Raw genomic sequence first — 22956 nt, 5'->3', positions numbered from 1 at the left:
GGGGCGGCGCAATAACGTTCAACCACTTTCCCCGCCTGCCGAAATTGGCTCTATGGGATCAAGGCGCGCCGCCGGCGGCGGCGCGCTCTGCCCGTTGCCTTGGGTGCCGCAGCAGGTCCCGGACGCGGCTTACGCCGGGCTGCCGCTCCGCTTCGCCCGGCGAGCCGCGCGGCGCGGCAACCCAGGTGGGCACTTCGCCACCGCCGGCGGCGCGCCCATACAGCCGGACCGAGCGCAGCAGCTCGTCACCTGGGCAGCAACCCGCCGCCTGCCTGGGCACTCTCACGCTCGGTCTCCTTGCGCCAACGCTATGGATTGAACGTCGTTCGCCAGGAGCCGCGCATTACGTGTGCACTGATCACAAGTCGATCACCACCCCGACAGCCGATCGTGACTACGGCCGGCGGCACCGCGTCAAGGCTGGAAAGCGTGCCTTGACCCGGCACCACCGGCCGTGTTCTGGGCTGTGTGTCGGGGTGATGGGAGGGGTGTGGGCACATCAACCGGCGTGCCATTACCGTGCCAGTAGCCCCGGTCAACAGCGGTCAACCGATGACCTCAGCGGACCAGGCAGCAGCAGGTCACCCACACCGGCCGGGCAGCAGACGCAATCTTCCAAACTGGTGGTGCGGGTTCGATTCCCGTCGCCCGCTCTCATCCTCTCGGGGGCGACGGTCGTTGGTACTGTCGCCGGGTGCCGCGGTTGATCCTGCTCAACGGCCCGCCCGCGTGTGGCAAGTCGACGCTCGCGGGGCGATTCGCCGACGATCATCCGCTGACGCTGAACCTGGACGTCGACCGCGTCCGGAGCCTGATCGGACGCTGGCGCGACGACCCGCACACCGCCGGCCTGCTCGCTCGCGGCGTCACGCTCGCCGCCGCCCGCGCGCACCTGTCGGCCGGGCACGACGTGGTGATCCCGCAGTTCCTGGGCCGGACGACGTTCATCGACCAGCTCGAGCGCCTCTCCCGCGAAGTCGGGGCCACGTTCCACGAGGTCGTGCTGCTCGACAGCAAGGAGAACGTGCTGCGGCGCTTCGCCGAGCGGACCCGCGCGGCAGCCGATCCGTTGCACGTCGAAGCCCACGAGATGATCGGGCGCGACGGCGGGTTCGACGACCTGTCGGTGATGTACGACCGCTTGATGGAGGTGACCGCGGCCCGGCCACAGGCCCGGATCGTGCACGTCGAGGAGGGCCAAGTGGACCGGACCTACCACGCACTGCTGCGCAGCCTCGGATGAGTCCGCACCCCTCCACGCTCGACGACCACCTGCGCGCCGACGTCGAGACGCTCTGGCGCTACCACCACCTGGATCACGAGCCGCGGCGGACGGATGTCGGGGTGGGGCTCGGGAGTCATGACCTGGGGGTCGCCGACCACACCGCCGACCTGTACCACGCCGGCCGGTTTCCGCTGGTCGTCTTCACCGGCGCCAACGCGCCCACCACGGTCGACCTGTTCCCGCGCGGCGAGGCCGTCCACTTCGGTGAGCACGCTCGAGCCCGCGGCGTGCCGGCGGCGGCCATCCGGCTCGAGACCCGCGCCACCAACACCGGCGAGAACATCACCTTCACCCGCCGGCTGCTCGCCGACCTCGACGTGCGGTCCGTGACGCTCGTCTCGCGCCCCTACCAGCAGCGCCGCGCCTACGCGACCTGCCGCAAGCTGTGGCCCGAAGTGGACGTCGTGTGCGCCGCCAAGCCGCAAACCCTCGACGAGCACCTGCACACCATCGGCGACGACGACCGGGTGATCAATATGCTGGTAGGCGACACGCAGCGGATCATCCTGTACGCCGAGCGGGGTTTCGCGATCCCCCAACCCTTCCCGGCGGACGTCCACAATGCCCTGCAGCGCCTCATCGCCGCCGGGTTCACCAAACGCCTGGTCTAGCCGCGCGCCCGATCAGCAGCAGCCAGCGACGACACGCATTCCCGGCACCGCGGCAGTTTGCGCCACGCGTGGGTCCGCGCCGGGGAGACCCAGTGGGTGGCTCCGGCGTCGCTGTCGGGCAGCCAGCCCCAGTAGACGCACAGTTCCAAAGGCGATCTGCCGTGCATGCGCGGCAGCGTGGCGAACACCAGCACCCCACGAAAACCAGCCACACCGTGCGGTAACACACGGCTTACGAACGTGCGCCCAGTGTTTACCCGCCCACCTGCCGCGCCGTCGCCATCGCCCGCTCCGTCTCCCAGAACGCCCGCATCGACCGGACCAGTCCGTCGTCACCCACCCGGTAAACGAACACGCCCTCGGTGTCCACGCGGTACCCGCCGGGCAGGTACGTCGTGATCGTCCCGACGTTCGCCACCTCGTCGCCCGCCGCGAACGAATCCTTGATCACGAACTCGAACCGCTCGACCTTCGCGATCGCCAGGTCCCAGAACGCCGCGATCCCCTCGTGCCCGTGGTGCCCGCGCCCCTCCTCGTCGAACATCGACTTGCCGACCGGGTCCTCGATCACCGCGTCCGGCGCGAACAACGCCAGCCACTCGTCCTTCGCGCCGCGGCAGGTCGCGTTCATCGACCGCCACGAAGCGACCCGGGCCGGCGGCTGCTCGGCCTCGACGTCCCAGCACACCTGAACACCCATGACACGCCCCCCCTCAGAACCGGGAAATGACCTCGTCGGCGAACTTGCGGATCGCGTCCTTCTTCGGTCCGACCGGATCGCCGAACCGGATGCCCTCGAATACCCACGGCTGCGTGACGATGTCTGTCACGCCGATCTCGGCCTGCTCGCGGTAGCCGTCCAGGCCGAACCGGTCGATGCACACCGCCTGGATCTCGAACGGAACGTCGGCCCGCCCGTACTCGGCGCGCAGCTCGGCGAGCCGCGAGATCGTGGAGCGCAGGTCGTCGAACTTCATCATCGCCGAGGACCAGCCGTCGCCGACCCGCGCGGCGCGCTTCAACGCCACCTCGGTGTGCCCGCCGATGTAGAACGGCACGTGCTCCGAGGGTGCCGGGCTCATCTGCAGCTTGTCGAAGTCGAAGAACTCGCCGTGGTACTCGACCATCCCGCCGTCCAGGATCAGCCGCAGCACCTCGATCGCCTCGTCCACGCGCTTGCCGCGCTTGGCGTACGGCGCGCCGCACCACTCGAACTCCTCCGGCGACCAGCCGACGCCCAGCCCCAGCCCGAACCGGCTGCCGGACAGCACCGCGACCGACCCGACCTGCCGCGCGAGCAGCACCGGGTTGCGCGAGCCGAGCTTGAGGACCGACGTGTAGTACTCGATCCGCTCGGTCACCGCGGCCATGCTCGCGACCGCCACCAGCGGGTCCGCCCACGGTGTGTCCGCGGTCCAGAACCGGCTGCCGTCCGGCGTGTACGGGTACTCGGCGGACACGTGCTCGGAGTAGAACAGCGAGTCCGGCAGGGCGATCGAAGCGAAGCCGCACTCCTCGGCGGTGCGCGCTAGCTCGGTGAACTGGTCCAGGGGGTTCATCGCGACCGAGAGGGTGAACTTCATGCGACCGAGACTATAACGTGTTCTAGTTTTCGTCGAGAGCGGAACAGCTTGCGGTCGCGTTCCGCCGGCTCACAGACTGGGACCCGTGATCCAGGAATTCGCCGGCGACGTCGCGTCGAACTACGCGCGTTTCCGCCGCGGGTACCGGACGGAGTTCTTCGACCTGCTGGCGGCGGAGTTCCCGCTCGGCCGGGTGCTGGACCTGGGCTGCGGCACCGGCCAGCTGACGGTGCCGATGGCCGCCAGGGCGGGGGCGATGATCGGCATGGACCCCTCACCCGACATGCTCGCGCACGCCCGCGCCGCCGAGGTCCCGAATGTCGTGTGGGTCGTCGGCGCGGACAGCGACGTGCCCGCGCTGGAGCCCCTGCTGGGCCCGGCCAGCCTCGACCTCGTCACCATCGGCCAGGCGCTGCACTGGATGGATCCCGGCCCGCTGTTCGCGGCGCTGTCCCGTCTGCTCCGGCCGGGTGGCGGCGTAGCGGTGATCGCCAACGGCACCCCGGTCTGGACACAGCGCACCCGGTGGGCGACCGCGATCCGGCAGGTGTCCACGCGGTGGCTGGGCGCGCTGGACTTCCCCGCGTGCGGCAGCAGCGACGCCGAGCGCGCGCGGTACCGGGACCTGCTCGAACGGGCCGGGTTCACGCGGGTGCGGGAACATCGCCTTGATCACACCGAGCGGCTCGGTCCCGACGAGGTGGTCGGCGCCCTGTACTCCGCCGGCGCGCTGGAGAAGCTCGACGCCGCAGGCCGGCGCGGTTTCGACGCCGACCTGCGGGCCGCGCTCCGCGAAGCCGAACCCGGCGGCGTCTTCACCGAGGAGGTGCCTGTGCGCGTCCTGTGCGGAAGCTGGGAACCATCGGCGTAGCGTCCACATCGACGACGGCCGCTCCGAGTCAGAGAGGCACAGCTCGTCCGGACGGTCTCCCGGTTGTCACTACCTTCGTTGCCGCCGAACGAGTGAACGACTGTCGATCCGGCAACGGGTGATCCCGGTGTGCTGTATCTCTCGACGAGGCGCCGAATCGTCGGCAGTGTCAACTACTTCAACAGGTCCGTTCGAGTCGATGGCGAGCCCCGGGCCCTGTCAGGGAGCTGCCGCCGGGTGTACGTCCAAACGTTTGACTCTGGCCATTGGCAATTGAGCGCCCGGAGCACCAGTCCCCAATGCGGGGTGTCCGAACAACACATCACCGTGGCTGCCGATGTCCCTGGCGGCGCCGCATACGTCTGGGTCTTGTTCCTGGGACCCGATGGCACCCAGCTGGACGGCTGTGAGGCGCAACCCGGCTTCGAGTACTGCGAATAATCCCCACTACGGCTCGTCCCGGGGCCGCTCCCTTCCATGCCGGCCAGTCGAACGTTTGTGCGACTTGATCGCGATATCGGCGACACCGGAACTACCCCCCGAACCTGTACGTTGCCTGTATGTCCGGTTCGACGGGGATAGGTGCCCCTATTGACCTATCCGCGTTGTCCGGTTCAAGACACCGAACTTCCGGGAGTAAGCCATGGGCACCGCGATCACCGTGATCGTGCTCCTCGTCCTCATCGTGGGCGGCATCGCCTACTTCGCGAAGGCCCAGGCCGCCACGCGGCGGCGCCAGCTCGACGACGCCAAGGCCGACGCCCGGCGCCTGGTCGAGCGCCTGGGCGGCCAGGTGCTGAACCTCGTGGGTTCGAACGAGCCTGCGAAGCAGGCACTGGCCGACGCGTCCGAGCGCTACAACGCGGCCGGGTCCCAGCTGGAGCAGGCGCAGACGGCCGAGCAGGCCAAGCTCGTCAAGGAGACCGCGCTCGAAGGCCTCTACTACGTGCGCGCCGCGCGCGAGGCGATGGGCATGGACCCTGGCCCCAAGCTGCCCGAGGAGACCGAGCGCGAGCGGGCGGGCAAGGTCACCGAGCACCGCAGCGTGGACGTCGAGGGCAGGCACTACGAGGCGTCGCCGAACCCCGGCGACAACACGCCCTACTACTACCCGGGTGGCCGCGTGGCCGGGCGCCCGGTGCCGCAGGGCTGGTACAGCGAGCCGTGGTGGAAGCCGGCGCTCGTGGCGGGCGCGTGGGGCCTCGGGTCGATGTTCCTGTTCAGCGCGATGTTCAGCGGCATGGCCGGCATCGCGAGCGCCGAGGCGTGGGAGTCCGGCTACGACGCGGGCCAGGAGGACGCCATGGCCGACGCGGGAGCCGACGGCGGCGACATGGGTGACGCCGGCGGCGACGCGGGCGGGGACTTCGGCGGCGACATGGGCGGCGACTTCGGCGGAGGCGACTTCGGCGGGGATTTCGGCGGCTTCTGACGCCTCAACGCACAGCGGGCCGGGCACCACGTCCGGCCCGCTTTTTCACGCCGCCTGGCAGACCGGGCACCAGTACAGGTTCCGCCCGGCAAGCTCGGTGTGGGCGATGGGCGTGCCGCAGACCAGGCAGGGCTGCCCGGTGCGCCGGTAGACGTAGACCTCGCCGCCGTGCCGGTCCTGCCGCGGCGCGCGGCCGGTGACCTCGGGCAGGTGCTCATCGTCCACGGTGTCGATGCGGCCGATCCGCACGCCCTTGCGCATCAGCGCGACGAGGTCGGTCCACATCTCCTTCCACTGCACGTGGTCCAGCGCGCGGCCGGGCACCATCGGGTTGATCCGGTGCCGGAACAGCACCTCCGCGCGGTACACGTTGCCGACGCCGGAGATCACCGACTGGTCCATCAGCAGCGCGGCGATCGACGTGCGGGACGCCGAGATCCGTTGCCACGCCTCGTCCGGGCGGGCGTCGCGGCGCAGCGGGTCGGCGCCGAGGCGTGCCTTGATCGCGTCGACCTCGTCCGGCGTCAGCAGCTCGCACCGGGTCGGGCCGCGCAGGTCCGTCCAGTGCGTCCGGCCGGTCAGCCGCAGCCGGACCTGGCCCACCGGCGGAGTTTCCGGCAGCTTCGCCTCGGTGAACGTGCCGTACAGTCCCAAGTGGACGTGCACGGACCCGAGGGGGCCGAAGTCGTGGAACAGGTGCTTGCCGTAGGCCTCGGCTTTCAGCATGACCTGACCGTCCAAAAGGGCCGCCTCGCTCGCGAAGCGGCCCTGCGGACTGGAAACGCCCACCGGCGCGCCCGCGTACCGCCGCTGGTGCAGGCGGGCGAGCCGGTGGAGGGTGTGCCCCTCGGGCATCAGGCAGGCAGCGGCGGCGGGGTACCGGTGCGCTCGTAGTCGAGCATCTGCTGCACGCGGCGGCCGTGCCGCTCGTCCTCCGACGGCGGGGTCGACAGGAACGCGTCGACGATCGCGGTGGCCTCCTCGACGGTGTGCATGCGCGCACCGAGGCCGATGAGCTGCGCGTGGTTGTGCTGGCGGGCGAGCTCGGCGATCTCCGGCTTCCAGGCCAGCGCGGCCCGGGCGCCCTTCACCTTGTTCGCGGCGATCTGCTCGCCGTTGCCGGAACCGCCGATGACGATGCCCAGGCTGCCCTCGTCCGCCACCACGCGGCGGGCGGTCTCGATGCAGAAGGCCGGGTAGTCGTCGGCGGCGTCGTAGACGGCCGGGCCGATGTCGGTGACCTCGTGGCCCTGGCCCTTCAAGTACTCGACCAAGTGGTTCTTCAGCTCGAAGCCGGCGTGGTCTGATCCCAAGTAGACGCGCACGGGTGGAGTCTCGCATCCGGGTGGAAGCCGGGCATGCTGGGGGTGTGGACGCGTTCGCCCAGGGCGGGCATGACCTGCGGTTGGAGTGGGGTGCGGAAGGGGTCGCCGAGCTGGGGCGGGAGTGCGCGGTGCTGATCATCGTGGACGTGCTGTCGTTCAGCACGACAGTGGACCTGGTGACCGGCCGCGGTGGCCGGGTCCGTCCCCTGCGCTGGCGTGGTGACCGAGTGCCGCGGCCTGCTGCGGTCGGGCCGGATCCCGGGCTGCTCGACCTGCCGTCCCCGAACGGCGCGACGCTGTGCGCCGAGGCCGCGGGGACCGGCGCGACGGTGCTCGTGGGGTGCCTGCGCAACGCCTCGGCGGTCGCGGCCGCCGCCGACCGGCTGGCCGGCGAGCGCCCGATCGGTGTCGTCCCGGCCGGCGAGCGCTGGGGCATCAACATCACGACGACCGCTCCCCGCGGGCCGCTCCGCCCGTGTGTGGAGGACCTGCTCGGCGCGGGCGCGATCGCCGCCGCGCTGTCCGGCCGCGACGCCTCCGCCGAGGCGCTGCTGGCCGCCACCGCCTACCGCGGCACCGACGTCGCCGAAGCGCTGCGAGGATGTGTCTCCGGGCGGGAACTGACCCTCAACGGCCACGGACGGGACGTCGACCTCGCCGGTCAGGTGGACGTCAGCACCGCGGCCCCCATCCTCGTCGGTGATCTCCTGGAGGCAGCGTGACCTGGCTCGAACTGGCCGACGGCGTGCACGCCCGGCGCTACGAGCACCTTGACCAGACGCTCGGCCTGGTGGTGGGCGCCGAGCGGTGCCTGGTGATCGACACCGGCTGCGACGAGGTTCACGGCGCGGCCTTCGCGGCGGAGATCCGCGAGGTCACCGCCCTGCCGTGGGTCGTGGTCATCACCCACGCCCACTTCGACCACCACTTCGGCACCGCCGCGTTCCTGCCCTGCCCGGTGTGGGCGCACGAACGCTGCCGGGACGCGCTGATCCGCGAAGGCGAGTCCGACCGGGCGAAGTGGGTGCGCCGGCTGGCGGGCAAGCCGGAAGCTGAGCGACTCGCGGCGGCCCGGCTGGTGCTGCCGGACCACCTGCTCACCCAGAGCGTCCAGCTGGACCTCGGCGGGCGGATCGTCGAGCTGGTCCATCCCGGCGTGGCGCACACCGACCACGACGTGGCCGTGCACGTGCCGGACGCCGGGGTGCTGTTCGCCGGTGACCTGGTCGAGCAGGGTGCGCCACCGTCGATCGGCTCGGACGCGCACCCCGCTCAGTGGCCGACGGCGCTGGACCGGCTGCTCGCCCTGCGCCCCGCCACGATCGTGCCGGGGCACGGCGATCCGGTCGGCCCGGATTTCGTGGCCGCCCAGCGAGACGAGCTCAGTCGAAGTTGAGCTCGCCGGTGCGGGTGCGCTTGAGCTCGTAGAAGTCGGGGTAGCTCGCCAGCAGCCGGGCGCCGTCGAACACCTTCAGGGCGTCCTCGCCCTTCGGGATCGAGCTGAGCACCGGCCCGAAGAACGCGACGCCGTCGATGTGGATGGTCGGGGTGCCGACGTCCATGCCGACCGGGTCCATGCCCTCGTGGTGGCTCTTCTTCAGCGCCTCGTCGTACTCGGCGGAGTCGGCCGCCGACGCCAGGTCGGCGGGAGCGCCCACGGCCTCCAGGGCCTGCCGGGTGACCTCGGGGATGTCCTTGTTGCCCTGGTTGTGGTAGCGGGTGCCGAACTCAGTGTAGAAGTCCCGCAGAACCGCCTCGCCCTTCTCCTGCGCGAGCGCCGTGGCCACGCGCACCGGGCCCCACGCCTTCTCCAGCAGCTCCTTGTACTCCGCGGGCAGGTCGCGCCCGCTGTTGAGGACCGCGAGGCTCATGACGCGGAAGTTCAGGTCGAGGTCGCGCTGCTTCTCCACCTCGAGGATCCAGCGCGAGCTGATCCAGGCGAACGGGCAGACGGGGTCGAAGTAGAAGTCCACCCGTGTGCGCTCTGCGGTCATCAGTGTTCTCCCTGTGGGTGCTGGGCCGTCAAACGGGCCAACAGCACGCGGAGTGCACTTGTTCCCCGCCGGAACATGATTGGATAGCGGGATCACCGAGAATGACAACCGCGAGCGTTTCCGAGGTGCCTGTGCCCGCCCCTAACCTGACCCGTGACCAAGCCAAACAGCGTGCCGAGCTGCTCGAGGTCGAGTCCTACGACATCGCCCTCGACCTCACGGACGGTAACGGCGGCCCGGGCGAGAGAAGCTTCGACTCGAAGACAACCATCCGGTTCGCCGCCACGAAACCGGGCGCGAGCACGTTCGTCGACATCGTCGCCGGCTCCGTCCGCTCCGCGACGCTGAACGGCACGGCGCTGGACGTCTCCGGCTACACGGAGGAGAACGGCGTCGAGCTGCCGGACCTCGCCGCGACCAACGAGCTGGTCGTCGAGGCCGACTGCCGCTACATGAACACCGGCGAGGGCCTGCACCGGTTCGTCGACCCGGTCGACGACGCCGTGTACCTGTACACGCAGTTCGAGACGGCCGACGCCAAGCGCATGTTCGCCTGCTTCGACCAGCCCGACCTCAAGGCCACCTACCGGCTGACGGTCACGGCGCCGAGCGACTGGAAGGTCGTGTCCAACGCGCCGGTGGAGAGCACGGAGAAGACCGCCGAGGGCGCCACCCGCACGGTCTTCGCCACCTCCGAGCGCATCTCGACGTACCTGGTGGCGTTGATCGCCGGCCCGTACGCGGAGTGGCACGACCAGTACACCGACGAGCACGGCACGATCCCGCTGGGCATCTACTGCCGCGCGTCACTGGCCGAGCACATGGACGCCGAGCGGCTGTTCACCGAGACCAAGCAGGGTTTCGGCTTTTACCACAAGGCGTTCGCCACACCGTACCCGTTCCGCAAGTACGACCAGCTGTTCGTGCCGGAGTTCAACGCGGGCGCGATGGAGAACGCGGGCGCGGTGACGTTCCTGGAGGACTACGTCTTCCGCAGCCGCGTCACCCGCTACGCCTACGAGCGGCGCGCCGAGACGCTGCTGCACGAGATGGCCCACATGTGGTTCGGCGACCTGGTCACCATGCGCTGGTGGGACGACCTGTGGCTGAACGAGTCGTTCGCGACGTTCGCGAGCGTGCTGGCGCAGGCCGAGGCGACCGAGTACGAGCACGCCTGGACGAGCTTCGCGAACATCGAGAAGTCGTGGGCCTACCGGCAGGACCAGCTGCCCTCGACCCACCCGATCGCGGCCGACATCGTGGACCTGCAGGCCGTCGAGGTGAACTTCGACGGCATCACCTACGCCAAGGGCGCCAGCGTGCTGAAGCAGCTGGTGGCCTACGTCGGGCTGGACCACTTCCTGGCCGGGCTGCGGGTGTACTTCGGCAAGCACGCGTGGGGCAACGCGACGCTGGCCGACCTGCTCAGCGCCTTGGAGGAGGCCTCGGGCCGCGACCTGTCCGGGTGGAGCGCGCAGTGGCTGGAGACGACCGGCCTGAACTCGCTGCGGCCGAAGTTCGAGACCGACGCCGAAGGCCGGTTCACGTCGTTCGCGGTGCTGCAGACCGGCGCGAAGCCGGGTGCGGGTGAGCTGCGCACGCACCGCATCGCGGTCGGCATCTACGACGACGAGAACGGCAAGCTGGTCCGCAAGCAGCGAGTGGAGCTGGACGTCGAGGGTGAGCGCACCGAGGTGCCGGACCTGGTCGGGCAGCCTGCGGGCAAGCTGGTGCTGGTCAACGACGACGACCTGACCTACTGCACGATGCGCCTGGACGCCGGTTCGCTGACCACATTGGTCGACCGGATCGCCGACATCACCGAGCCGCTGCCGCGGACCCTGTGCTGGTCGGCGGCGTGGGAGATGACCCGCGAGGCCGAGCTGAAGGCCAGGGACTTCCTGCAGATCGTGCTGCACGGGATCCACGCGGAGACCGAGGTCGGTGTCGTGCAGCGGCTGCTGCTGCAGGCGCAGACCGCGCTGAACTCGTACGCGCAGCCATCCTGGGCGGCGGCCGAGGGGTGGCCACAGTTCACCCGGAAGCTGCTGGAGCTGGCCCGTGCCGCCGAGCCGGGCTCGGACCACCAGCTGGCGTTCGTCAACTCGCTGACAGGCTCGGTCCTGGACGACGCGACGGTCGACGTGCTGGCGGGCTGGCTCGACGGGTCGAACCCGCTGGAGGGTCTGGTCGTCGACGCGGACCTGCGCTGGCGCCTGCTGAACGCGCTGGTGGCGCACGGCCGGGCGGCGGACGAGGAGATCGACGCGGAACTGGCCCGGGACGACACCGCGACGGGCCGCCGCCACGCCGAGTACGCCCGCGCCCTGCGCCCCACCCCGGAGGCCAAGGCGGAGGCGTGGCAGCGCGCGGTCTACGACGACGACCTCCCGAACGCGATGAGCAACGCCATCATCGGCGGCTTCTCCCACCCCGGGCAGAAGGACCTGCTGACGGGCTACGTGAACACGTACTTCGCCGCCATCGACGAGGTCTGGTCCCGCCGATCGAGCGAACGCGCCCAGCCCACGGTCGTCGGCCTGTTCCCCGCCTGGGCGGTCGAACACGCCACGGTGCAAGCCGCGGACGAGTGGCTGGCCGGCGACCACCCGGCTGCCCTCCGGCGGCTGGTTTCGGAAGGCCGGGCCGGCATCGTGCGCGCACTGGCAGCACGAGAATTCGACGAGGCCTGATCAACAAAGCAAAGGGCGCCGGGCACAAGCAGCTCGGCGCCCTTTTTGCTGTCAACAAACGCAAGCCGGCAACGCAAGTAGGCCGACTACCCCAACCAGACCTCCCCCGCCCCCGATCCACGGCCGATCTTTAGTCGCCGACCAGGCGTGTCAAGGCACGCTTTCCCGCCTTGACACGCCTGCTCGGCGACTGAAACACAATCAGGCATCGGGGGCGGGGGAGGTCGAAAGGTGACCTTCCGGCGCCGTAAGGCGCACCGCCCGCAGGGCGGAAAAAGATCAAAAGATAGTCCTCGCCGGACGGGCAGGCTCCGGGATGACCAGGGGACCGTTGTCGGCTCACCTTGCCGAGGTGGTCGCCGGGTGGTCATCCCGTCGCCTTCCGGTTTGTGCATATCACCTTGAGCCAGGCTCAAGGTGATGGCACCGGTGTCAGGCGACGGGATGACCACCCAGCTGCCTTTGGTTCAAAGATCAAATGAAGAAGGGCGGCCGCTGGCGCGGCCGCCCTTCTTATTTTCTGCCCTTAGTGCTTGGGGGCGGAGCCAGCCTGGTCGGCCAGCATGCGCAGCCCCGAGGTGAGGCCGCCGATGAGGTCGCCCTCCTTGAAGGACGCCACCATGCTCATCACGGCGAGCTTGGCGCCGCGGTCGGGGAGGCGGCGGATCGCGTCGGAGCCGGTCACGATCTCCACCACACGCTCACCGGGCGAGACGGCGATCAGCACGGCGTTCGCGGAGCTCGGTTCGATCCTCGCGTGCAGCTCCTCGGCGCGGGCACGGCTCTCGGAGCCCAGCTCGCCCAGGTACACGCTGAAGTCGAGCCCGGTCTCCCGGCTCGCGAGCGTCAGCGCCTCGTCCAGACGGGCCAACTGGACGGTGCTGAATGGGCTGGATGGAGCAGCGGGCTCGTACATCCGGGCCACCGAACGGCGGCCGGTCGCGGTAATCGCGACCCCGACCTCCAGCTCTTCGTCCGATCCTGGCTGTCGGGTCAGCTCACCAGCTGCCACGGGCTCCTCCTGCCGCCGTCACGCGCGCGTTCCCGCTCGCGTCCCTGTTCTCCACCGGTTCGCCGGAGTGCGTGTCGTGCACGGTCCCGATACCTTCCGGGTTGCCGCTCCACCACATCGGCGGGTACTCCCAGGCCTGGCCGGGCCGGTAGCGCGGCGTGCCGGTCAGCTTCGACCGCAGGGTGAGCACGCTGATCACCCCGTAGATCGCGGCCGGGATCAGCGCGAAGATCAGGATCGTCTCTCCGATGTTCACGCCAGAAGAGTAGCCCGACGAGCCCAAGCCCGCCGAAGCCGGTCACAACCGCTCGTCGCGTGGGGGCCGCCGTCCGCCGAGCGTCGCGATCCCGTTGGGGCGATGGGCTGAAGAGCGGTCGGACGAAAGGTTGCAACTCAACGTACAGCCGGCCGCACCGGGCGCGATTGCCTTGTCCGGTGGCCCAGTTCCTCGTAGCTTTTTCACCTGTACGGGCCTTGCGCCCCGCTCCCCTTCCCAATGAGTAACGCACAGGTCCCTGGAGGACACATCATGTACCTGCTCCGTACCCTCGCTCAGACCAACGACGACCACGCTCCGTCACTGATCGACGCATCCCGCGGCTGCACCACGCGGGGCACTCGTGTGACGCGAGGCACACGAGTGACGGCCGGTACCCGTGTCACCCGCGGCACCCGGGTCACCAGGGGGACCCGCGTCACCGCCGGTACCCGCGTGACCCGTGGCACGCGAGTCACCCGCGGCACCCGCGTCACGATGGGCACCCGGGTCACCCGCGGCACGCGAGTCACCGCCGCCTGAGACGCCGTCCCTTCCCCGAACTGAACCGAACCACCACCGAGACGAAGACGTCGGAACGCCCCGGCTCACCACCACAGCCGGGGCACCGGTGTGTCCCCTGTCAGGCAGCCACGCCGAGGTAGGGCTTCCACAGCGGGTCCGCATCCCCGGAGTGCACCAGCAGCCGCCAGTGCGGGCCCCGCGGCGCCGTCGGCACCACGCGCAGCTGCCAGCCCAGGTCCTCCAGTAGCCGGTCGGCCTTGCGGTGGTTGCACTTCGCGCAACACGCCACGCAGTTCTGCCAGCTGTGCGGCCCACCCTTGCTGCGCGGCAGCACGTGGTCGATCGTTTCGGCCCGCCCGCCGCAGTACGCGCACTTGTAGCGGTCCCGGTGCATCAGCCCGGCCCGCGTCAGCGGCACCTGGGCCCGGTAGGGCACCCGCACGTACGTGGACAACCGGATCACCGACGGCACGGGCAGCGACAACGTCGCGGCGTGCAACGTCAGACCCCCCGGATCGCCGTGCACGACCTCCGCCTTCCCGCACATCACCAGCACCACGGCCCGCCGCAGCGGGAGCGCGGTCAGCGGCTCGAACGTGGCGTTGAGGAGCAGCACACGACGCCTGCCCATCGAGAAGGAACCGGGCGTGGCAGGGGCGTTCAGACCGGCCGGATCCCGCCCTCTACGCTGACCCGAGGGTCGGCTCACGCGGCCGCCCCGCGGGGGTGGCCCACTGGGTTGAGGTCCGCCTCCGTGCGGCCCCTGACCCTGGTGAGCGCCCTGATCCTGAACAGAACACAGGGCTACCTCCGGCGCCTGCCCGCCCACCGCTTGGTCGGGGGCGCCGAGGGGGATCGGTTGTCGGTCTGGCACTCGACCACCTCCACCGGTGCAGCCATAGTCGACCACAGATCACACCCGCTGCGCACCTGTGTTAGAAGACGTGTCCTGTGAAATTCGTTCGACGTCTGCGTGACGTCGGTCGAAAACGGCCAGAAAGGGATCCCCGAGCCCCGTGACGCCGCTGCTCAACGAAGCACCCGAGTGCATCAACCAGCCCGGTACCTGGTGCTACCAAGTGTTCCAGATCACGCATAACGAATGGCTGGCGGCCTCCGCCAACTGGCTGATCGCCAAGCCGCTGCGGATCATCCTGATCCTGCTCGTCGCGTTGATCATCCGGTTCCTGCTGCACAAGCTGATCGACCGGGTCACCACCATGCCGCGCACCAACGGCGGCAAACTGCCCACGATCCTGCGCCCCCTGCGCGAGCGCGCCCCCGACATCCTCGGCCCGGTCGTGGCCGAGCGGCGCCGCCAGCGGGCCAAGACGATCGGCTCGGTGCTGAAGTCGCTGACCTCGTTCGTGGTGCTCGGGCTCGCCTCGATCTACATCCTCGGCGAGCTGGGCATCAACCTCGGTCCGCTGCTCGCCTCGGCCGGTGTGGTCGGCATCGCGCTCGCGTTCGGCGCCCAGAACCTGGTCAAGGACTTCCTGTCCGGCATGTTCATGATGCTGGAGGACCAGTACGGCGTCGGCGACGTCGTGGACATCGGGCCCGCCACCGGCACCGTCGAGTCGGTCGGCCTGCGCATCACCACGATCCGCGACGTCAAGGGCACCGTCTGGTACGTCCGCAACGGCGAGGTGACCCGGGTCGGCAACTCCAGCCAGGGCTACGCGATCGCCCTGGTCGACGTGCCGCTGAGCTACAACGCCGACGTCGAGCGCGCCACGGCCGTGCTGACCGAGGCCGCCCATACCGCGGCCGCCACCGAGCCACTGTCGGTCGACCTGCTGGAGGAGCCCGAGGTGCTCGGCGTGGAAAAGGTCACACCGGAGAGCATCGAACTGCGCCTGACCGTGAAGGTGCGGCCGGGCCGCCAGTGGGCCGTGCAGCGGCAGCTGCGTGCGGCGTGCCTCACGGCGCTGGAGGAAGCGGGCTTCCTGTCCACGGCGGCCACGGCATGATGGAAGGGTGACCGGTATGAGCGACCCCCAGTCCTTCTACGAGGCCGTCGGCGGGGAACCCACCTTCCGCAAGATCATCGCGCGCTTCTACGCCGAAGTGGCGAAGGACGAGGTGCTGCGGCCGATGTACCCCGAGGAGGACCTCGGGCCGGCCGAGGACCGGCTGCGGCTGTTCCTGATGCAGTACTGGGGCGGCCCGCACACCTACTCCGACCAGCGCGGCCACCCGCGCCTGCGGATGCGGCACGCGCCGTTCAAGATTGGCCCGATCGAGCGCGACGCGTGGCTGCGCGCGATGCGGATCGCGGTCGACGAGGCGGGGCTGCCGGAGCCGCTGGAGACGCAGCTGTGGAACTACCTGGAGATGGCCGCCCAGAGCATGATGAACAGCTGGGTCTGAGCCCCGTGCCCGCCGTCGGGCACGGGGCCGTCGGGCGTCAGCCCAGCTTGGCCAGCGCCTCCGCGAGCGGCTCCAGCACGTCCGGGGTGTGCGGCGGCGGCAGGTAGACGATGGCCAGGTCAAGGCCCTGCTCGCCGAGCGCGGCGGCCTCATCGGCGACCTTGGCGTAGTCGAGATCGGTGCCCAGCCGCACGTGGCTGGACAGCATGATCTCCTTCGGGTCGCGGCCGATGTCGGCGCAGTGCTGGTGCAGCACGTCCCGCTTGCGGGCGAACTCCTCCGGCGTGCCGCCGACGAAGTTCCAGTGCTGCGCGAAACGGGCGGCGGTGCGCAGGGTGCGCTTCTCGCCGCTGCCGCCGATCACGATCGGCGGGTGCGGGCGCTGCACCGGTTTCGGCTCGTTGCGGGCGTCGGTGAGCTGGTAGTACTCGCCCTGGAAGGTGGTCGTCTCCTGGGTGAGCAGGCCGACCAGCACCTCGCAGGCCTCCTCGAACCGGTCGCTGCGCTGCTTGACCGTGCCGAGTTCCATGCCGTAGGCACCGGACTCCTCCTCGTTCCAGCCCGCGCCGATGCCGATTTCCAGCCGCCCGTTCGACACGATGTCCAACGTGGCGGCCATGTTCGCCAGCAGCGCGGGGTGCCGGTAGTGGATGCCGCTGACGAGCGTGCCGAGGCGCAGCCGCTTGGTCGCCTGCGCGAGCGCGGTCAGCGTGACCCAGCCCTCCAGGCACGGGCCGGTCGGGTCGGAGAAGATCGGGTAGAAGTGGTCGAAGGTCCAGCCGGACTCGAACAGCTCGATGTCGTCGGCGACCTGCCACACGGCGAGCATGTCGGCCCACCCGGTGTTCTGCGGTGAGGTTTTGAATGCGAAGCGCATGGCCGCGACACTAGCGACCTGGAGCAGCTCCAGCGCAAGTCAGAACAGCAGGGGCAGCAGCGCATGCCGCCGCCGGACCACCGCGCCGTACCTGGCGTCCAGGCGCATCCACGAGTTCGTGGCTGTCACGCGGATGATGTCGTCCGGGATGGACGAATCGAAGAAACCCATCCCGGACAGGGCGAACAGGCACCGCATCTGGACCTTGACCTCGACGCCGCCCTCGCTGACCGTCACGACCGCCTGGTCCATCAGCGACGCCGGCGGGTTACCGTGCGGGCCGGCGTTCTCGCGGGCCAGGGCGACACCCCGGTCGGTGAGTTCGCTGATCACCCTGGTCGGCAGCTCGTCGACCAGCTGCCAGGGCCCGGAGGCCGGCAGCTCGCCGTGCCAGAGCAGGTCCCGCGGCGGGCCGGGGTCCATCCGCTCGCCGCCGGCCACGGTGAGGGCGGCCAGCAACTCGTTGCCGGACACCGTCACGTCGCCCGGCTCGACCTCGCCATGCACGGCGCGGGTCGCGAGGCAGTCGAACGGGGTGGACACCCAGGCCTCGACGATGCCGCCACCGCGGTTGCGCAGCCGCACCGCGGCCTGGCCGTCCAACCGCACCGCCCTGGCCACGAAGGCCCCGAGCGTCTCGCGGTCGCCCCGGTCCGGGATGCGCAGCTCGGTCACGCGCCCGCCTCCGTCAGCCTCGTCTGCAGGAACGCCCGCTCCTCCGCGGTCAGGCGGCGCGGACGGTTTGTGGTGACGTCGTAGGGAGCCAGGACAGTCTCCGCGGTGACCGCGACGGGCGACTCCGCGTCCGGACCGTCGTGCACCCGGTAGGCCAGGGTGAGCGACGCGAACTTGAGGTCCTGCAACGAGATCTCCACCCGGATCTCCTGCCCGTCGACCACGACCGGGGCGCGGTAGTGCACGGCCAGCTTCACGACGACCATGCCCTTCGCGAACTCCGCGAGCCCGGCGCGGCCCGCTTCGTCGAACAACAACGGCACGCGTGCCTCTTCGAGCAACGTCACCATGTTCGCGTGGTTGACGTGCCCGAACACGTCCATGTCCGACCAGCGGGGCCGCACCTTCGCTACGTACACCCCGATATTCCTACCTCACCGTGCTCCGCAGCTGGCGCGCGGCGACCGACAGCGTCGCCAGGTCGAGCCGGCCCGACTGGTTGATCTCGTCGAGTGCGACCCGCGCCCGCGCCAGGCGAGAGGCGTTCGTCTTCTCCCACTGGGCGATCTTCTCGTCGGTGTCGTCTTCCGGATCGCTGTGCCGCAACGCGTCCAGCGTGATCGCCCGCAACGACGAATACACGTCGTCCCGCAGCGACAGCCGCGCCAGCGCGTGCCAGCGGTTGCCCCGCTCCAACGCGCTGATCGAGGTGAGCAGCCGGTCGACGTCCAGGTGCGCGGACAGCGCGTAGTACAGCTGCGACGCCTCCTCCGGGCTGCGCTCCGCGTCCACCCCGGCCTCGCGCACCGCCAGCTCGGCCACCTCTACGACGTCGAGTAGCCCGTAGGCGTCGAGCAGGCCCGCGACCCGCAGCGCCAGCTCACGCGGCACGCCGGCTTCGGCGTAGCGGTCGGCCTGCTCGCGCACCGCCTCCGCCTCGCGACCGCGCAGCAGGGTGTCGACCTTCGGCGCCAGCTCGGCGACGACCGGCCCGAAGCGCGAGATCTCCGCCCCGACGGCCAGCGGCTGCGGCCGGTTGGCGAGGAACCAGCGTGCGGCCCGGTCCAGCAACCGCCGCGACTCCAGCATCATCTCGTCCTGGACCTCGGTGGGCACCGCGTTGTCGAGCGCGTTGATGTCGTCCCACAGGGCGTTGAGGTTGAACACGCGCGTGACGATCGTGTACGCGCGCACCGCGTCGGTCGCGGTCGCGTTCATCTCCTCCGCCAGGCGGTAGGCGTAGGACACGCCCGCGCCGTCGACGACCTCGTTGACCAGCAGCGTCGTGATGATCTGGCGGCGCAGCGGGTGCTCGCCGATGCGGTCGGCGAACCGTTCGCGCAGCGGCTCCGGGAAGTACTCGGGCAGCCGCCGGGCGAACACCTCCGCGTCCGGCAGGTCGCTGGCCAGCAGCTCGTCCTTCAGCTCCAGCTTCACGTGCGCGAGCAGCGTCGCCAGCTCCGGCGAGGTGAGGCCGTCGCCCGCCTTCTCCAGCGCCTGGAACTGCTGTTTGCTCGGCAGCGCCTCCAGCTTGCGGTCCAGCGCCCCGGCCTTCTCCAGGTTCGCGACCAGCCGGGCATGCACGGGCAGCATCTGCGGCGCGTGCGCCCGGCTCACGCCGAGCACGGCGTTCTGGTGGTAGTTGTCCGCCAGCACCAGGCGGCCGACCTCGTCGGTCATCTGGTGCAGCAGCTCATTGCGCTGCTCGCGGTCCAGTGCGCCGCTGCTGACCAGGTGGTCGAGCAGGATCTTGATGTTGACCTCGTGGTCGGAGCAGTCCACCCCGGCGGAGTTGTCCAGCGCATCGGTGTTGATCTTGCCGCCGGCGCGGGCGAACTCGATGCGGCCGCGCTGGGTCAGGCCCAGGTTGCCGCCCTCGCCGACCACCTTCACCCGCAGCTGGTTGCCGTTGACGCGGACCGCGTCGTTGGCCTTGTCCCCGGCGTCGGCGTGGCTTTCGGTCTCGGCCTTGACGTAGGTGCCGATGCCGCCGTTCCACAGCAGGTCCACCGGCGCCAGCAGGATCGCCCGGATCAGGTCGGCCGGGGCGAGCTGCGTGACGTCGTCGGCGAGGCCGAGCGCCTGCCGCACCTGCGGCGAGACCGGGATCGTCTTGGCGCTGCGGGAGAAGACGCCGCCGCCCTCGCTGATCAGCGAGCGGTCGTAGTCCTCCCACGACGAGCGCGGCAGCTCGAACAGGCGCTTGCGCTCGCGGAACGACGCCGCCGCGTCCGGGTTCGGGTCGAGGAAGACGTGCATGTGGTTGAACGCCGCCACCAGCCGGATGTGCTCGGACAGCAGCATGCCGTTGCCGAACACGTCACCCGCCATGTCGCCGATGCCGACGACCGTGAAGTCCTGGCTCTGGGTATCCACGCCCAGCTCGCGGAAGTGCCGCTTGACACTCTCCCACGCGCCGCGCGCGGTGATGCCCATGGCCTTGTGGTCGTAGCCGACCGAGCCGCCGGAGGCGAAGGCGTCGCCCAGCCAGAAGCCGTAGGACGCGGACACCTCGTTGGCGATGTCGGAGAACGTGGCGGTGCCCTTGTCCGCCGCGACGACGAGGTAGTTGTCGTCGCCGTCGTAGCGCACGACGTCCTTCGCCGGGACCGTGCGGCCCTCGACGAGGTTGTCGGTGAGGTCGAGCAGGCCCGAGATGAACATGCGGTAGCAGGCGATGCCCTCGGCCAGGTGCGCGTCGCGGTCCACGCCCGGGTCGCCGGTCGGGGCGGGCGGGCGCTTGACGACGAACCCGCCCTTCGCGCCGACCGGCACGATGACGGCGTTCTTCACCGCCTGCGCCTTGACCAGGCCCAGGATCTCGGTGCGGAAGTCCTCCCGGCGGTCGGACCAGCGCAGGCCACCGCGCGCGACCGAGCCAAACCGCAGGTGCACGCCCTCGACGCGCGGCGAGTACACGAAGATCTCGAACCGCGGCCGCGGCTCCGGCAGGTCCGGCACGCTCTGCGGGTCGAGCTTGAGCGCCAGGTACGGGCGGGGGCGGCCGTCGGCGTCGGTGACCCGGTAGTTGGTGCGCAGCGTGGCGCAGATGACCGACAGCAGGCGCCGCAGGATGCGGTCCTCGTCCAGGCTGGTGACGGCGTCGATCATCGCCGAGATCTCGCCGACCAGCGCCTCGGTCTGCTCGTCGGCATCCGGGTTCGTGGCCAGGTCGAAGCGGTGCTCGAACAGCTTCACCAGCGCCTTGGCGATGTCGGTGTGCGCGAGGACGGCGCGCTGGATGTACTCCTGCGAGTACGGCGTGCCTGCCTGGCGCAGGTAGCGCGAGTAGGCGCGCAGCACCGCGGCCTGGCGCCAGGTCAGCCCGGCGCGCAGCACGAGGGCGTTGAAGTCGTCGATCTCGCAGTCGCCCCGCCAGGCGGCGGCGAACGCGTCCTGGAAGCGTTCGCGCAGGTCGCGCTCGGCGTCGCCGAGGTCGGTGAGACCGATGCGCAGGCCGAAGTCGTAGACCCAGGAGCGGGTGCCGTCCCAGCGGCGCAGCTCGTAGGGCCGCTCGTCGACGACCTCCAGGCCCATCCGCTGCAGCACCGGCAGCACGGCCGACAGCGTGACGCCCTCGCCGAGCAGGTAGAGCTTGAACCGCCGCTCCCCCGGCTCCGCGCCGTCCGGCGTGTAGAACGACATCGCCAGGTCGTCGGGGCCGGTCAGGCCTTCCAGCTTGCGCAGGTCGGCGAGCGCCTCGACGGCGGTGAAGTCCTCCTTGTACGCCTCCGGGAAGATGCCCGAGTAGCGCTGGCCCAGCTCACCGGCCGACTCCTCGCCGAGGGTGGCGGTGGTGCGGGCGACCTCGCCGGCCCGCTCGCGCCGCTCGGCCAGGATCGCCTCGACCATCAGGTCGTCCCAGTTGCGCACCGCGGCGTTGAGCCGTTCCTGGATGCGCAGCACGTCCGGCTCGACGCGCGTGGCCGGGTCGGTGTGGACGGTGAAGTGCACCTGGGCAAGCGCGGTCTCCCCGACGCGCGTGCCGTACTCGAGGTGGGTGCCCTCAAGTTCGGCGAGCAGCACCTCCTGCATCGCCAGGCGGGACCGGGTCGTGTAGCGGTCGCGCGGCAGGAACACCAGGCACGAGTAGAAGCGGCCGAAGGTGTCGCGACGCAGGAACAGCCGCAGACGGCGCCGGTCGGACAGCGTGATCGCGCCGATGGCGGTCGAGTAGAGCGAGTCGAGGTCGGCGGAGAACAGGTCGGCGCGCGGCCAGTTCTGCAGGACCTCCAGCATGCGCTGGCCGGAGTAGGACTCCATCGGGAAGCCGGCGCGGTGGATGACCTCGCACACCTTGCGCGAGACGACCGGGACGTCAAGGACGTCCTCGTGCAGGGCGGAGGTGGTGAACATGCCGAGGAACCGGTGCTCGCCGGTGACGTTGCCGCGCTCGTCGAACGTCTTGACGCCCACGTAGTACGGGTAAACCGGACGGTTCACAGTGGACGGTGCGCTGGCCTGCGTGAGGACGAGCAGATGCGGGGCGAGGGCGGTGGCGGCCGTGTCGGGGCCGGCGGTGAGGCTGCGCGCGGCGAGACTGTCCTGGCGGAGGACGCCGAGCCCGGACGCGAGGACGGCGCGCAGGGCGGGTTCGTCGGTGCCGGGGTCGGGGTCCTCGACCAGTTCGTAGCGGCGGTAGCCGAGGAACATGAAGTGGCCGTCGGCGAGCCAGCGCAGCAGGTTCGCGCCCTCGGCGACCTCGTCGGAGGGCAGGGGCGGCGGGGTGGCGTCGAGCTCGGCCGCGAGGCTTTCCGCGGCCTGGATCATCTTGTCGGTGTCCTCGACGACCTCGCGGACGTCGCCGAGCACGGAGGCGAGGTGGGTGTCCAGCTCGCGGGCGCGGTTGTGGTCGGTGATGAGGTCGATCTCGACGTACATCCAGGATTCGACCATCGCGCCCTCGGGCGGGTTGGCGACGTCGGCGGCCGGGTGGACCTTGACGAGCTCGCCGGTGATGTCCCGCGTGACGGCGACGATCGGGTGCACGAGGCGCTGGACCTGGACGCCGTCGCGGGCGAGCTTGGCGGTGATCGAGTCGACCAGGTAAGGCATGTCGTCGGTGACGATCTGGACCACGGTGGCGTCGCGGGTCCAGCCGTCCTCGGCGGTGGTCGGGTTCAGCAGCCGGACGGCGGGCCGCCCCGGCATGCGGTTGCGGGCGAACTCCTGGTGGGACCGGACGGCGCCGACGAGGTCCACGGGGTCGTCGCCGAGGATCTCGTCGGCGGGGATGTGGCGGTAGTAGAGGCGGATGAGGTCGGCGATGTCGGGAGCGTGCCGGGCCGCGGCTTCGATCAGCTCGTCCCGGATCTGCTCCGGGCTGGCGGGTCGTAGGCGGTCGGTTCCGGTCGCGGTTCCGGGGCGGACGGACACTCTCGTCGAGCTCATCTCAGGCAACTCTCCACCGAGTCTGATCGCGCGCGTGACGCTGAACGAACACC

The 22956-nt window shown here is 70.3% G+C and carries 22 protein-coding genes; 9 read left to right on the top strand and 13 right to left on the bottom strand.

Features of this window, described 5'->3' with window-relative positions; all coding sequences use genetic code 11:
* Window positions 1–694 precede the first annotated feature (694 nt).
* Window positions 695–1243, top strand: a complete 549-nt coding sequence (locus AMETH_RS08550; protein WP_017987658.1) for an AAA family ATPase — start codon at window positions 695–697, stop codon at window positions 1241–1243.
* Window positions 1240–1896: a YdcF family protein gene (locus tag AMETH_RS08545; protein WP_017987657.1), complete on the top strand. Its 657-nt coding sequence runs from the start codon at window positions 1240–1242 to the stop codon at window positions 1894–1896. Before AMETH_RS08550 ends, AMETH_RS08545 begins: the two co-directional genes overlap by 4 nt.
* Here the strand turns inward: AMETH_RS08545 and AMETH_RS37790 are convergent.
* The 3 genes from AMETH_RS37790 to AMETH_RS08535 form a co-directional block, all read right to left on the bottom strand.
* Entirely contained in the window at window positions 1893–2063 is a 171-nt protein-coding gene (locus tag AMETH_RS37790) for a hypothetical protein (protein WP_156131628.1), read from the bottom strand. The genes AMETH_RS08545 and AMETH_RS37790 overlap by 4 nt on opposite strands.
* A gap of 86 nt (window positions 2064–2149) precedes the next feature.
* Entirely contained in the window at window positions 2150–2596 is a 447-nt protein-coding gene (locus tag AMETH_RS08540) for a nuclear transport factor 2 family protein (RefSeq protein WP_017987656.1), read from the bottom strand.
* Between the two features lie 13 nt (window positions 2597–2609).
* Window positions 2610–3479 (bottom strand): LLM class F420-dependent oxidoreductase, encoded by an 870-nt coding sequence (locus AMETH_RS08535; RefSeq protein ID WP_017987655.1) that lies wholly within the window; start codon window positions 3477–3479, stop codon window positions 2610–2612.
* An 85-nt stretch (window positions 3480–3564) separates the two neighbouring features.
* Between AMETH_RS08535 and AMETH_RS08530 the strand changes: the two genes are divergently transcribed.
* Window positions 3565–4350 (top strand): class I SAM-dependent methyltransferase, encoded by a 786-nt coding sequence (locus AMETH_RS08530; RefSeq protein ID WP_017987654.1) that lies wholly within the window; start codon window positions 3565–3567, stop codon window positions 4348–4350.
* Window positions 4351–4993: 643 nt separating this feature from the next.
* Complete coding sequence (locus tag AMETH_RS08525) at window positions 4994–5782, top strand: hypothetical protein (protein ID WP_017987652.1); 789 nt, start codon at window positions 4994–4996, stop codon at window positions 5780–5782.
* 45 nt (window positions 5783–5827) lie between these two features.
* Here the strand turns inward: AMETH_RS08525 and AMETH_RS08520 are convergent, their stop codons facing one another.
* Both AMETH_RS08520 and AMETH_RS08515 read right to left on the bottom strand, forming a co-directional pair.
* Complete coding sequence (locus AMETH_RS08520) at window positions 5828–6637, bottom strand: Fpg/Nei family DNA glycosylase (RefSeq protein ID WP_017987651.1); 810 nt, start codon at window positions 6635–6637, stop codon at window positions 5828–5830.
* Complete coding sequence (locus tag AMETH_RS08515) at window positions 6637–7107, bottom strand: ribose-5-phosphate isomerase (protein WP_017987650.1); 471 nt, start codon at window positions 7105–7107, stop codon at window positions 6637–6639. Before AMETH_RS08515 ends, AMETH_RS08520 begins: the two co-directional genes overlap by 1 nt.
* Window positions 7108–7151: 44 nt before the next feature.
* Here AMETH_RS08515 and AMETH_RS08510 point away from each other — a divergent pair, with 44 nt between their 5' ends.
* Together AMETH_RS08510 and AMETH_RS08505 are read left to right on the top strand one after the other, a co-directional pair.
* Window positions 7152–7829, top strand: coding sequence for a 2-phosphosulfolactate phosphatase (locus AMETH_RS08510; protein ID WP_017987649.1), 678 nt, complete (start codon window positions 7152–7154; stop codon window positions 7827–7829).
* Window positions 7826–8503 carry an MBL fold metallo-hydrolase gene (locus AMETH_RS08505; RefSeq protein ID WP_017987648.1) on the top strand — a complete coding sequence of 226 codons (678 nt, stop codon included), beginning with the start codon at window positions 7826–7828 and terminating at the stop codon, window positions 8501–8503. The genes AMETH_RS08510 and AMETH_RS08505 overlap by 4 nt, the downstream gene beginning before the upstream one ends.
* Here the strand turns inward: AMETH_RS08505 and AMETH_RS08500 are convergent.
* Window positions 8490–9101, bottom strand: coding sequence for a mycothiol-dependent nitroreductase Rv2466c family protein (locus tag AMETH_RS08500; protein ID WP_017987647.1), 612 nt, complete (start codon window positions 9099–9101; stop codon window positions 8490–8492). The two genes, AMETH_RS08505 and AMETH_RS08500, sit on opposite strands and share 14 nt — an antisense overlap.
* A gap of 131 nt (window positions 9102–9232) precedes the next feature.
* On the opposite strand from AMETH_RS08500, the gene pepN reads away from it, so the two are divergent.
* Entirely contained in the window at window positions 9233–11794 is a 2562-nt protein-coding gene (gene pepN, locus AMETH_RS08495; protein ID WP_017987646.1) for an aminopeptidase N, read from the top strand.
* A 526-nt stretch (window positions 11795–12320) separates the two neighbouring features.
* Here the strand turns inward: pepN and AMETH_RS08490 are convergent.
* From AMETH_RS08490 to AMETH_RS08480, 3 genes are all read right to left on the bottom strand, one after another.
* Window positions 12321–12806 (bottom strand): DUF5130 family protein, encoded by a 486-nt coding sequence (locus tag AMETH_RS08490; protein WP_017987645.1) that lies wholly within the window; start codon window positions 12804–12806, stop codon window positions 12321–12323.
* Window positions 12793–13062 (bottom strand): aa3-type cytochrome oxidase subunit CtaJ, encoded by a 270-nt coding sequence (gene ctaJ, locus AMETH_RS08485; protein ID WP_017987644.1) that lies wholly within the window; start codon window positions 13060–13062, stop codon window positions 12793–12795. The genes AMETH_RS08490 and ctaJ overlap by 14 nt, the downstream gene beginning before the upstream one ends.
* A 643-nt stretch (window positions 13063–13705) precedes the next feature.
* Window positions 13706–14203 (bottom strand): HNH endonuclease, encoded by a 498-nt coding sequence (locus AMETH_RS08480; protein ID WP_017987643.1) that lies wholly within the window; start codon window positions 14201–14203, stop codon window positions 13706–13708.
* Between the two features lie 400 nt (window positions 14204–14603).
* Here AMETH_RS08480 and AMETH_RS08475 point away from each other — a divergent pair, with 400 nt between their 5' ends.
* Both AMETH_RS08475 and AMETH_RS08470 read left to right on the top strand, forming a co-directional pair.
* Window positions 14604–15560: a mechanosensitive ion channel family protein gene (locus AMETH_RS08475; RefSeq protein ID WP_017987642.1), complete on the top strand. Its 957-nt coding sequence runs from the start codon at window positions 14604–14606 to the stop codon at window positions 15558–15560.
* A gap of 16 nt (window positions 15561–15576) precedes the next feature.
* The gene (locus AMETH_RS08470) at window positions 15577–15960 is read left to right on the top strand and encodes a globin (RefSeq protein ID WP_017987641.1); all 384 of its coding nucleotides are present in this window, start codon (window positions 15577–15579) and stop codon (window positions 15958–15960) included.
* Window positions 15961–15997: 37 nt separating this feature from the next.
* On the opposite strand, the gene AMETH_RS08465 is transcribed toward AMETH_RS08470, so the two are convergent.
* From AMETH_RS08465 to AMETH_RS08450, 4 genes are read right to left on the bottom strand one after another with little or no spacing between them, the layout of a single operon-like run.
* Window positions 15998–16837 (bottom strand): TIGR03560 family F420-dependent LLM class oxidoreductase, encoded by an 840-nt coding sequence (locus tag AMETH_RS08465; RefSeq protein ID WP_017987640.1) that lies wholly within the window; start codon window positions 16835–16837, stop codon window positions 15998–16000.
* A gap of 39 nt (window positions 16838–16876) precedes the next feature.
* Window positions 16877–17512 carry a DUF8010 domain-containing protein gene (locus AMETH_RS08460; RefSeq protein ID WP_017987639.1) on the bottom strand — a complete coding sequence of 212 codons (636 nt, stop codon included), beginning with the start codon at window positions 17510–17512 and terminating at the stop codon, window positions 16877–16879.
* Window positions 17509–17931 carry an acyl-CoA thioesterase gene (locus tag AMETH_RS08455; protein WP_017987638.1) on the bottom strand — a complete coding sequence of 141 codons (423 nt, stop codon included), beginning with the start codon at window positions 17929–17931 and terminating at the stop codon, window positions 17509–17511. Before AMETH_RS08455 ends, AMETH_RS08460 begins: the two co-directional genes overlap by 4 nt.
* A 10-nt stretch (window positions 17932–17941) precedes the next feature.
* Entirely contained in the window at window positions 17942–22903 is a 4962-nt protein-coding gene (locus AMETH_RS08450) for an NAD-glutamate dehydrogenase (RefSeq protein WP_026153932.1), read from the bottom strand.
* Between the last annotated feature and the right edge of the window lie 53 nt (window positions 22904–22956).

Source organism: Amycolatopsis methanolica 239, assembly GCF_000739085.1.
In the GTDB taxonomy this organism is placed as follows: Bacteria; Actinomycetota; Actinomycetes; order Mycobacteriales; family Pseudonocardiaceae; genus Amycolatopsis_E; species Amycolatopsis_E methanolica.
Note: the sequence above shows the minus strand (reverse complement) of the source record. Positions and strands in the feature narration are given on the sequence as shown.